Origin of the sequence: Cohnella yongneupensis (genome assembly GCF_042655785.1) — a bacterium.
In the GTDB taxonomy this organism is placed as follows: Bacteria; Bacillota; Bacilli; order Paenibacillales; family Paenibacillaceae; genus Cohnella; species Cohnella yongneupensis.
In genome coordinates, this window is the sequence record NZ_JBHSNC010000005.1 from 1 (window position 1) to 11,631 (window position 11,631).

Below are 11,631 nucleotides of genomic sequence, written 5' to 3' on the forward strand. Positions count from 1 at the left end.
AAACCTAAATCGATAATGAATAAAACAGGGCAGTCCCTAAGTCAATGACTTTTGGGACAGCCTCTTCGCCGTCGTATAAGAACAATCGGATGAGGACGCTGAAGGTACTAAGCTTGGCGCAAACACCTGTTTCGCAACTTAATTCGCAGATTGATCAGTCTGAACCGGTTGATCCGCCATATCGCCAGGGGGACGCATTTCGTTCTTCCATACGTTTTATCTCGTTCTTCCGTACTTCTTGCCGTACCGGACCATCGTCCGGAACAGGCTTTTGTCGCGAAGCGACTTCAGCGCGTAGAAATTCGGCCGCGTGTTCACTTCCAGAATCCACAGCCGCCCCGTGCGATCGAGCGCCACATCCAGACCCAGTTCTCTGAACCGCGGGCTCCGACGTTCGAAGCAGCGCGCCGTCTGCAGGCCTAACGTTCTCAGCCGCATTTTGTACCGCTCGATCTGACCCGAGGAATAACCCGAGCGGCGCAGCGTCTCCCCGACAAGCGCTAGCTTGCCGCCTTGATGATAGTTCGTGACGACCGTGTTCGGCTTGCCTAGCTTGACGAACATGACGGAAGGCACCCACTTACCCTTCTCCGGCTTTTGCATCGTCATCCTGAAGTCGAACGGTCTGCCGCCCGACGTTTGCAAGTGGATGCCTTTCTGGAGCAAGTAACTCCTGCCGCGGGCGATTCGCTTCAATCGCCCGTACAGGGAACCCGTGGAGGATGTTTCAAACGTTCTCGCGTCTTTCTTGACGCGGAACTTCCGGGATGATGTCCGCACGATGCGCGCGATTCCGTTGCCGCCCGACCCGCCTGTCGGCTTGAAGTACACCATCTTATACCGACCGGTCATATCGTTCAACGACGAAAGGGTAAACAGCTTCGTCTCGGGAACGAACTGCCTTAGCGCGCGGTCCGCCAGTAGCCATTTCGTCTTCGTCCATTTGCTTTTGACCGATATGCTGCGGCTGCCTTTTGTACGCATCTCATCCGCTCCTTCGCATCACTCGGGATAGATTACTTCACCCCAAGGCGAAACGTAACGGCGGATACCCTTGTCGCGCTAGAAACTGCTAATTTAAACGAAACGAACCCGGTCCACGATAAACTTCACGATCGGTTCCGGATCGGACAGACTATGCGGATGGTGCTTTCCGCCCGGCTTGATGATCAGTTCGACTTCCCCGCCTAGCTGACGATAGCGTTCCGCCAACACCAACGCGTTCTGTTCCATGGGTACTGCCTCATCCTGATCCCCCGTCACGATCAGAATCGGAATCTTCGCGGCAGCCACAGGCTCCACCCGGTCGATCGGCGAGACGCGCGCATCCGCGAACGTATCTTCCGTAAGCCCGTACTGCGTCAAGCACTCCAACCACGCCTGCGCGGAAAATGAATCCCTGCTCTTATCTCCCGGCCATCTTCGCAGATCGACCGCGGGCGCGTCGAGATAGAGCAACGCGACTTGCTCGGGATACGTAGCCGCATAGTTGAACGAATACAAGCCGCCACGGCTGAACCCGAACAGCACCGTCTTGTCTGCCAGCCCGCACGTCTCCGTCATATCGCGTTGGAAATCGCGCATCCGTTCGACGGCTCCCGGACTGCCGTACATATCGCTCAGCCGATAATAGGCGATGCTCCAGCCTTGCCGAAGCAACGCTTCATCCGCAGAGGCGAACGCATCGAAGAACTCCGCGCGCCAGATCCACGGATTCCCTGCTGCCGGCGTCTTCGGCAGAACGAGCAAACCTTCTCTCCCGCCTAACATGAAGTCGAGTCTCTTGCAGCCCCGCCATTCCGATTCGCGAAGCCGACGCCTTTCTTCCGGATGCTCCGACACTGCCTGGCGAATCCGATCTTCTAGCTCTTCGCTCGCCGCAAGCGCTTCGGGCAGCGGCTTGGCATGCTCGGCCTTCGATGGGTTCGTGTGGCCGACATGCTCTTTCCATGCCGCGCTCATCAGTTGATGACGTTGCTGAACAAGGGCGTAAACCTTCGATTGCGGCTCATCGTCCGTCACATCATCCGGCGTTCGCTCCAGCGTCACGTTGAACAGAGCGCGAAGGATCTCCTTCGCCATCTCCCAGTGCCCTCGAGCGTTCGGATGAACGCCATCGCCCGATCGATAACCCGGGTCGACGCGACGCGCCGCCGCGACCTGCGCAAGCATCGGACCATGAATGTTGACGACTCCGTCCGCTTCGCTGTCATCCAACGATAGAATCCAATCGGCATACCGCTGCATCACGGTCTCGTATTGCGCATATGCCCTATCATAGCTATACTCCGACTCGCCTTCCGGCTGTAACCGTTCCGGTTCCTGAACCGAGAGAGCATCGAATGGCGGCGGCGTCAACGCGATCGCTTTTGCGCCGTACGCGCGAATCGTTCGCAGCAGCCGCAGCATACCATCGCGATACGCCGCGAAGCGTTTCTCGCTGAACGGATAATAGATGCCGTCGTTCAGTCCGTAGCAGACGAGAACCCAATCCGGGCGACTCTTCTCCAGCGCGCGACCCAATCGGTCGAATACGACCGGACGAGGGAACGGGTGACTCGGCTCGCTCAGCCCCGAAGTCGTCTCGCTGCTTACCCCTAAGTTGATGAGCGTAATGTTGCTGTCCGGCGCATGCAAGCGGAAATAAGCGTCCAAGTAAGCGATATACGTGCCATTATCGGTTAAGCTGTCGCCCAGAAAAACGATTCTTTGCTCCTTCGGTAGTGTAGCATCCGGCTGGAAAAGAGGTTTCAAAACGAACATCGGCTCCTTCGCTATGTGATCGAGTAACATCATCACTTTCATTATCACATAGACCGAAGAAGCCGCTAATAGTAGAATCTGATCTTATACCGTGATGATTTTATTCATTATGTCAATTGTATTTGGGCATCAGAAATGTCCAAGTAGCAAAAATAACGATGCAAGGTCACGTCCGTACGCCAAGCGTGGCCAGCATCGTTATTTTTAGGCTTCTCTTGTCAGCGGTTGCGTTGCGGATATTGGCTCCACATCCCGGACAGCCCGATCAATCCGATCGAGAACTTGTAATGAATTTACGTTACTCGAATTGACTCAACAACGCCAGCGCCTCTTCATGCTCCGGCTCGACTTCGAGCAGTTTGCGCAAGTAATGCAGCGCCTCTTCGATCAGCTCCAACTCGAAATAACAGATCGCAAGACAATAATAGACGGTGGACACGACCTCGTCTTGTTCTTGTTCGACCGAGAATTCCAAGTACCGCTTGGAATCTTCGTACATGCCCATCTCGAACAGGATCAATCCCGCGTCGAGCGCGAGATCGTACCGTTGCACCGCCATGACGTAGTACGACGACCACATCAGCTCTATGCCGCGCACGATATCTTGCCTTTCTTCGTCGTTCGCCTCTTCCATCAGACCGGAGATCCGCTTCGCGCACTGGATGAAAAACTCCGCGTCATAGCCGCCCAGCCGCCAAAAGCTTAAAATCTGCTGCATCCCCATGCCGTCTATATGGCGATCCACCCACTCCTTCAGGCTGAAAAACTCGTCCGGACCGAAACGTTCGATGCACCGCCGATAAGCTAGCCTTGTATTGGCATAGGTCTTAGGATTGTCCAAATGGAGGATGCAGCCGACGTTAATATTTTTATAATGCTGCGGGGGGAATAGCGCCTCGGCTCCCTTTTGCTCAAACACGTGCTGAATGGCATGGTAATTAGTCGTTATCGAAAAACTGCCGTGCAAAATCAACTCCGGCGGACCCGCGAATTGCATGATGTCGAGCTGATGATCCCCTTTGTCCGCGGTTATTAAGAGGAACCCGGCATGAGACAACCGATTTAACCGCTCTAGACAAGTTAGCCCGGCAACGGGAAACAGAATATGCGAGTCTTCTAGCTTCTCCTGATATAGCGCGATGGTATCCCGGTATGGATACGTATCCTGTTCGTACTCGGGCGCTCGTCTATGCTCGTAATGCAGCGCTATCCGATCCAACCACTCCGACGGCTTAAGCGATTCGTTATCGTCCGGATACTCGACGAACACGTCCGCCTCGTAAATTTGCCCGTCTCCTACGTAAATCAATTCCTGCGGAATGCCATCGAAGAAGTAATTCGCTACTATGATTAGCGGTTGCTGCAAATCCCCTTCGCTAATCGTCTCGCCCGATACGACAAGGTTCAGTTCCGTATCCGAGACGGCATCGAATCGCGCAAAATCGACCCATCCATCGGCTATATAAGACTGCAGCGCGGGATGCTCCTTCCAAGCCAGCACGTTGTTCATCGCCAAGTCCGTCACCACATAGCGGAACGAGGGCAGCGGTATTCCCGCATAATCTATGAGCTGACGCAGCTCATGCAGCACATGATACGCCAATCGTCCCGCTCCGGCTCCAAGCTCCACGATCGTGACCGGCTCGGAGAGATGCCCCTTGTTCGCCCGGTCTTGAAGCAGCCCGAAGATCATCTCCGCGTAGGCAGAGGCGATCATCGGATTACTCGTAATATACTGAGGGACCTGGTCGTTCTTCCACGCCTTCAATCCCTCTTCTTCATAATACTTCCGCTGAATTTGCCATATCGGCGCTTCGCTAAAGCGAAATCTCTGTTGTTTAGGTTCGGTCATGTAAGACTATCCTGCCTTCTGGGCGTCATTAGACACGCTGTTTTTGCGTTGCGGCGCGGCATCGGAAAGTTAAGCAACACGAATCCGGCCACGAATATTAGTGTACCGCAAATAATGTAAACCGTGATCGGATCGCGGAAAAACAAATACGCCCACAAGATCGCGAACAAGACGGTACAGTTGCCGACGATCGCGACGATCGCGAACGGTACTTTCTTGATGGCTTCCGCGAACCAGAAGAAGCTGAGGCCCGTAATGACGCCAAGCAGCACTAACGCTCCCCATGCCCAGGCGGTTACAGGTCCAACGAAACCGTGCGATTGGACCGGAATCGGAAGGGCGACAATTACCGTGCTCATTAAGAAGACGGAGAAGTTCATGTTGCCGTTATCCATCGTCTTCAGAAGCATTCGCTGGCTTAATACGTGCACGGCCGCCCCGATCCCCGCCAAAGTGAACAACAGCGTCGTTAAACCGCTGCCTTGCGCCAGCTCGTCCAACGGCGTGCCGTTCCAGCCGACGACAATGACGCCGGCCACGCATAACGCCGCCGCGAACCAACCGCGCGTCGATATGCGTTCCTTGAATAGAAAGCCGGCCGCGATCATCAGCACGACGGTCTGGACGGGTTGTACGAGAATGTTGCCATAGGAATAGCCTATCTTTAAAGCGATATTTTCAAACGCATAGTTGGCTGCTTTGCCGATTGCCCCGATCCAGATCCACTTCATGCCTATGCGAAGCTGAATTTTACGATCCCGAATGAACAGGAAGATACCGAGGAAGATCACGCCGAAAAAAAACCGGGCAAACGAGATGATGGAGCTGTCCACCATCGTCGACGCCGTCTTGACCAGAACTCCGACGAAGCTCCATGCCAGCGTAGCCAACAGGAGCAGAACGTAACTCAAGACCGTGCACCTTCTTCGCGAATGAATTTACGCACAAAAAAGAGATTGTCCCGCTCCGCTCGAACAACTACGAGACGGGGACAACCTCATGAATCGCTTACTTGCCGAGCTGCTCGCGCCACTTGTATTTTGGCTGCCAGCCGAGCAGCTTCATCGCCTTCTCGCTATTGAGCAGCGCTTCATGTCCCTCAAGCGGCGCGCGGAAATCCGTTACTTCGGGATAACGCGCGGCCATCAGCTCGCGGCTCGGAACGGCCATGCTCGTCTCGTCCGATCCGAGATTCAGCGCAACGGAACCGAGTCCTTCCGCTTCGATCGCCAGACGACAGGCTTCCGCCGCGTCGCGGGTATCGATATAGCTCCATAGAATCCGATCACGCTCCTCCGGGTTGTTGATCCACGAAGGGAACCGCTCGTACCACTCCGGCGGAATGACGTTACCCAGGCGCAGCGACACGACCTGAATGCCCGACCTGCGGTAGAACATATCCGCCGTCAGCTCGCCCACGACTTTGGACAAGCCGTAGCTGTCCTGCGGCAATTGCGGGTGCGCTTCGTCCATCGGCACGTATTGCGGCCCGAACGGATGCACGGCGAAGCAGATGCCGTACGAGGATTCGCTGGAGGCGACGACCGCTTTCTTGATGTCAAGTCCAGACGCCGCTTCCAGTACGTTATAAGTGGACATGACGTTATTGCGGAACGTCGTTTCGGGCGGTACCATCCCCGCTCTCGGGATCGCCGCCAGATGGACGACCGCATATGCGCCGGCAAGCGCGCTGTAAGTTTGACCCAAATCTTCTAAATTCACAATCAACGTCGGCACAGCGGCTCCTCCGGTTGACGCGTATCGACGTTAAGTACCTCATAGCCCTGCTCGACGAAATGTTTGACGACCCATCGCCCTAACATGCCGCTACCGCCGGTAACGACGACTTTCTTTGCTTTATTAGACATTATAATCTTCCCCTTGGGCTTAATGTATTAGTGTAGAATATATCTAGATTATCAAACTTTGTTTATCGGGTAAACAATATATGATCTTTTCTTGAAATCAAAAAACCACAAGACACCGATTAGTAGTCTTGTGTTCTTTGAATTACTTCTTACTTTTCGCCAGACTCGTAAATACTTCGGCCATTATTGAATTTCCAACGATGAAATCCAGCAGGCTTAAATCCTGCACCCAAGACAGCTGCCGCTGTCCCGCTAGTGCTCCCCGCTATAGGTCTCTTCACTCGGTACTGCGTACCAATACGTTCCAAATATCCATGTATCGCTAATATCTCCAAGTCTCGATATATCCATTTAGTGTTATCTGGTGCTTTTAGTATCGATCCCTCCAGAAGGATAACCCTTTCACCCTTCTTTGCGGTCCTGTCATAAAAGGCTTTTGCTTGGTCGATGAATACATTAGCGTTGAGGCCACTCTTAGCCACGGAAAAAAGTTTCGGTCTAGACATATACTACCTCCCTAGTATATCAAGTTTATTTGGATGCTAGAGCAGTTGACTTAATTGTATTGATTAGCTCTGTAACGGAAGGTCGAAACCATTCGTACCCCGACAAATCTTCAGCTAGAACCTCCTCAATAACGTTAGGATGCAGTTTAGTCGCTAGAAAGAAACATTGTTGTTGGGGGTTTGGTAACGGATTGTTTTTTGCTCCCTCTACCCAGCCTTTTGCATATTGTTCAAGGTAATTGTGATTGTCAGCCTCAAGAAGATCTTTATTAGAAATCTTAACCCCAAGAACTTTTTGAACATGTTCATTGTCCAATCCATTCCGGAAGGAAACGACCAAGAAAAACATTCGATCGCTAGAAACATCGTATTCCGACGCTAACTGTACAAAGTAATTCATGTTTTCATACCATTGTTCCCCGCGACTGCCGTAACCGAGGTCTGTGTAAATTTTCAAACCACACACCGGTTTATCTTCGCGCCTAACGATGAGAAGCCCGCTTTTTACGGCTTTAACCGTTACACCGGGTACATGCTCCGCAAAGAACGCCGGATATATTTCCGAGAACTCGCTTGCAACCCTCTTTGATGATTTTTTACCGCCGCCTCGTTGTTGAACCAACTGCCCTTCTTCAGCATATACCCGAGTCACTCGCGAGAAAAAGTCGGCTTCCAAGTTGTCCGTTGATACCTCTTTTAACAGTTCCTCGAAATTCGGCGGAACAATGGCTTGCCTTTCTTGAAACGCCGATATTCTTTCGAGAGCATCAGCAATACGTTCCAGGTTTCTCGAGTCATCCGTACTCCATGACATTTTATACACCACCATCAACTAATATTCACAAGCTAATCACTCGTGTGATTACAAGTTGATTATACTCATATCCGTCATCAAATATACCAGAAGTGATTTCGTGTTAATCAATGCTAATTGTAGTGAATGAATCGACCGGGACATGAACCACCATAGCTAAAAACTATACCACGGCATAGTATTTATGTCTTTTTCGATAGCAAGCCCCCCGCTCTATAATGAGATCAACATTCAGAGCAAGGGGTTGTTCGACTTGAAAACGTCTATTATCGGCTATCCAAGGGTCGGTGCGCTAAGAGAGCTTAAATTCGCGTCCGAGAAGTTTTTCAAAGGTGAAATTTCAATCGACGAGCTTCATCGTACGGGCGCCGACCTGCGGCTCGCGCATTGGAAGATCCAGCAGCAGAACGGCATCGATTATATTCCATCCAACGATTTTTCCTTCTATGACGGAGTACTGGATACGGCTTGTTTGCTCAACATCGTGCCGGAGCGCTATCGGGCGCTGAATCTTCCTCCGTTGGCGACGACCTTCGCGATGGCTAGAGGTTATCAAGGTCCGCAAGGCGACGTTAAAGCGTTGGCGATGAAAAAATGGTACAACACGAACTATCACTACATGGTTCCTGAAATCGATGATTCCACGCGCATCCGTCTAACGGGAACGAAGCTGTTCGATGAGTTGTTGGAAGCCAAGCAGCACCAGATCGCGACGAAGCCCGTATTGATCGGAGCCTTTACGCTGCTTAAGCTTGCCAAATATACCGGTGCCAAGCAAGCCGATGATTTCGTTCAAGAAGCCACTGAGGCATATGCAGCCGTACTGGCGAAGCTGAACGAGCTTGGCGCGGAATGGATTCAGCTGGATGAGCCCCAGCTGGTCACGGATTTATCCCCGGAGGATCTCGCGCTATTCGCTAAGCTGTACTCTGGCATCCTGTCCGCCAAGGGGAACGTTAAAGTTCTCGTTCAGACGTACTTCGGAGACGTCAGAGATTGCTATCAAGAGCTTCAAGCGCTGCCGTTCGACGGGATCGGCATTGATTTCATCGAAGGCAAGAAGTCGCTGGCGCTCGTACGACAATACGGGTTCGCGGACGATAAAGTGTTGTTCGCCGGCGTAGTGAACGGGAAGAACATCTGGAGAAACCGGTTTAAAAGCACCCTTGTGCTCATTCAGGAGTTACGCGAGCTTGCACGGCAAGTCGTCATAAGCTCCTCCTGCTCGCTCCTGCATGTGCCTTACACGTTGAAGCATGAAGCTAAGCTGCCGGAGGAGACGAAACGCCACTTTGCGTTCGCGGAGGAGAAGCTTCAGGAGTTCGCCGCGCTCAAGGCGATTTTGGAGCAACCGGACCCCTATTCTTCCTCGTACTATCAACAGAACGAAGAGCTCTTCAACGGTTCGCGGCTTATTAATAACGAGGCCGTGCAGGCGAGAACCGCGGCTTTGTCGGAAGCCGACTTTACTAAACTGCCCGAGTTCTCCGAACGGTTAGCGATCCAGAAGTCCAAATTCCGATTGCCTCCGCTGCCTACGACAACAATCGGATCGTTCCCTCAGACGGCCGAAGTTCGGGCGAATCGCTTCTCCTTCAAGAAAGGCGCCATCTCCGAGGAGCAGTACAAGCAGTTCAACCGCGACAAAATAGCGGAATGCATCGCGCTTCAAGAAGAGATCGGCCTCGACGTCTTGGTGCATGGGGAGTACGAGCGCAACGACATGGTCGAATACTTCGGCGAATGCTTGGAGGGCTTTATTTTTACGGAAAATGCTTGGGTACAATCCTATGGCACGAGATGCGTGAAGCCGCCGATCGTATGGGGAGATATTAGCCGTTCCAAGCCGATGACCGTGGAATACTCGGCCTATGCGAGAAGCTTGACCAACAAACCGATGAAAGGGATGCTGACCGGCCCGGTTACGATCCTCAACTGGTCCTTCCCCCGCGAAGACATTCAATTGAAGGATAGCGCCCTTCAGATCGCCTTGGCGATTAGGGACGAAGTGTTGGATTTGGAAGCGAATCGCATAGAGATCATTCAGATCGATGAGGCAGCCTTACGGGAAAAGCTCCCGCTCCGGCAGTCCGATTGGCAGAGCGAGTACTTGAGCTGGGCGATCCCCGCGTTCCGATTGGTGCATAGCGGCGTCCAGGCGCAGACGCAAATTCATACCCACATGTGCTATAGCCAGTTCAGCGATATTATTCGCGATATCGATGCGATGGACGCCGACGTCATCACGTTCGAGGCTTCGCGATCGGATCTTGCGATTATCGATGCGATCAACGAGTGCGGCTTCCAGACGGAGGTCGGACCGGGCGTGTACGACATTCACTCACCGCGGATTCCAAGCGTGGATGAGCTCAAGCAAGGGCTGCATCGCATGCTGGACAAGATCGATGTCGCCAAGCTTTGGGTCAATCCGGACTGCGGACTGAAGACGCGCGGAGTTACGGAAACTTGGGCTAGCTTGAGGCATTTGGTTCAGGCGGCGCGGGAAGTACGAGCAACGTTGTAACGAAAAAAGAGGATGAACTCAGCCGAGTTCATCCTCTTCGCTTATAATCGGATAGCCGAAATCCGCGATAATGCTCTTCAACTTGCCGACATACGTCGCCGCAAGCGGGCTTAAATTCACCTTTTTGCTCGTAATGTATCCGATCTCCATATGGTCGTCCGTCCGCAAGCGTACGGATTTGATCTGCTCGCCGTTCAAGTCCTGATTGAGCACGCCCGAGCTGATCGTATACCCGTTGAGCCCGATGAGGAGATTGAATAACGTCGCCCGGTCGCTGACCAAAATTTTCTTCTTGTGCGTTCTCGTGCTTAGTATTTCCTCCGAGAAGTAGAACGAATTGTACTCACCTTGCTCGAAAGCCAGACAAGGGAACTCGTCTAAATCCTCGATTTCGATGATCGGCTTGGCGGCTAGCGGATGCGCGGTGCTAATGAAGACGTGCGGCTCGGCCACGAACAGCGGGCGGAATCGGAGGTCGTTCTCGTTCAGAAGCTTCTGTATCACCTTCCGGTTGAATGCGTTGAGATACAGAATACCAAGCTCGCTGCGCATATTCCGTACGTCTTCGATAATCTCGTACGTTCTAGTCTCCCGGAGCGTGCACTCGTACTCGTTCGCGTTCAAGTCCTTCAATAGGCTGACGAACGCTTGAACGGCAAACGCATAATGTTGCGTCGAGATGGAGCATAGCTTCCTCGACGGCTGCTTGTTCATATATTTTTGCTCGAGCAGCTCCGCCTGCTCTACGACTTGCCTCGCATAGGACAGAAATTCTGCACCTTCGTTAGACAGCGCAATGCCTTTGGACGAACGCAGGAAGATGTCCACGCCGATTTCCTGTTCCATTTCCTTGACCGCGCTGGACAGGCTAGGCTGAGAAATAAACAGCTGCTTGGCCGCCTCGCTGATGGAGCCGCATCTTACGATCGTGAGGATATATTTTAATTGCTGGAGCGTCATAACGATCCGTCCTTATAAGGTGTTGCTCTAAGTATATCGGATTTCGGCCATTCATGGTCTTGAACTTTAGAAGCCTCCGACTTCCGTAACGGTTGACAAGAACAGCTATATTCTGAACAAAATGGCGCCTATCGAGCTCTTCGCGGCATCGAAGCTGATAAAAGGTAAGCTCTACGTGCCGGACGAGTTCTTCGACCACATCTTGAAGTTGGACGTCCAAGCCGATTCGGCGGACGGCTCTGTAACGATAACGGGGATCGTCCAGGAGTAAACCGGCTACATGCTTGGCTTCCAGACATATTTCCCTTGTTTGTTTATATACCCGATTGGCCGATCATCTGCTT

The 11,631-nt window shown here is 52.6% G+C and carries 8 protein-coding genes and 2 pseudogenes; 2 read left to right on the top strand and 8 right to left on the bottom strand.

Translation table 11 applies throughout. The features are described 5' to 3' along the window. Positions 1-216: 216 nt before the first annotated feature. The 7 genes and pseudogenes from ACFPQ4_RS01120 to ACFPQ4_RS01150 all read right to left on the bottom strand — a co-directional run bounded on the left by ACFPQ4_RS01120 (position 217) and on the right by ACFPQ4_RS01150 (position 7,803). Positions 217-984, bottom strand: a complete 768-nt coding sequence (locus ACFPQ4_RS01120) for a YheC/YheD family protein (protein WP_378109875.1) — start codon at positions 982-984, stop codon at positions 217-219. Positions 985-1,077: 93 nt separating this feature from the next. Next, complete coding sequence (locus ACFPQ4_RS01125; RefSeq protein ID WP_378109876.1) at positions 1,078-2,754, bottom strand: SGNH/GDSL hydrolase family protein; 1,677 nt, start codon at positions 2,752-2,754, stop codon at positions 1,078-1,080. 307 nt (positions 2,755-3,061) lie between these two features. Further along, positions 3,062-4,615, bottom strand: a complete 1,554-nt coding sequence (locus ACFPQ4_RS01130) for an SAM-dependent methyltransferase (protein ID WP_378109877.1) — start codon at positions 4,613-4,615, stop codon at positions 3,062-3,064. Beyond that, positions 4,612-5,526, bottom strand: coding sequence for a DMT family transporter (locus ACFPQ4_RS01135; protein WP_378109878.1), 915 nt, complete (start codon positions 5,524-5,526; stop codon positions 4,612-4,614). The genes ACFPQ4_RS01130 and ACFPQ4_RS01135 overlap by 4 nt, the downstream gene beginning before the upstream one ends. Positions 5,527-5,623: 97 nt before the next feature. After that, positions 5,624-6,483: pseudogene (locus tag ACFPQ4_RS01140) on the bottom strand (NAD-dependent epimerase/dehydratase family protein). 149 nt (positions 6,484-6,632) lie between these two features. Then, the gene (locus ACFPQ4_RS01145; RefSeq protein WP_378109879.1) at positions 6,633-6,989 is read right to left on the bottom strand and encodes a hypothetical protein; all 357 of its coding nucleotides are present in this window, start codon (positions 6,987-6,989) and stop codon (positions 6,633-6,635) included. 25 nt (positions 6,990-7,014) lie between these two features. Beyond that, positions 7,015-7,803 (bottom strand): hypothetical protein, encoded by a 789-nt coding sequence (locus tag ACFPQ4_RS01150; protein ID WP_378109880.1) that lies wholly within the window; start codon positions 7,801-7,803, stop codon positions 7,015-7,017. Positions 7,804-8,056: 253 nt separating this feature from the next. Here ACFPQ4_RS01150 and metE point away from each other — a divergent pair, with 253 nt between their 5' ends. Continuing rightward, positions 8,057-10,327, top strand: coding sequence for a 5-methyltetrahydropteroyltriglutamate--homocysteine S-methyltransferase (gene metE / locus ACFPQ4_RS01155; protein ID WP_378109881.1), 2,271 nt, complete (start codon positions 8,057-8,059; stop codon positions 10,325-10,327). Positions 10,328-10,345: 18 nt separating this feature from the next. Here metE and ACFPQ4_RS01160 read toward each other — a convergent pair whose 3' ends face one another. Next, positions 10,346-11,287: a LysR family transcriptional regulator gene (locus ACFPQ4_RS01160; RefSeq protein WP_378109882.1), complete on the bottom strand. Its 942-nt coding sequence runs from the start codon at positions 11,285-11,287 to the stop codon at positions 10,346-10,348. Positions 11,288-11,384: 97 nt separating this feature from the next. Here ACFPQ4_RS01160 and ACFPQ4_RS01165 point away from each other — a divergent pair. Beyond that, positions 11,385-11,558, top strand: a pseudogene (locus ACFPQ4_RS01165) (stalk domain-containing protein); the annotation flags it as partial. Positions 11,559-11,631 lie beyond the last annotated feature (73 nt).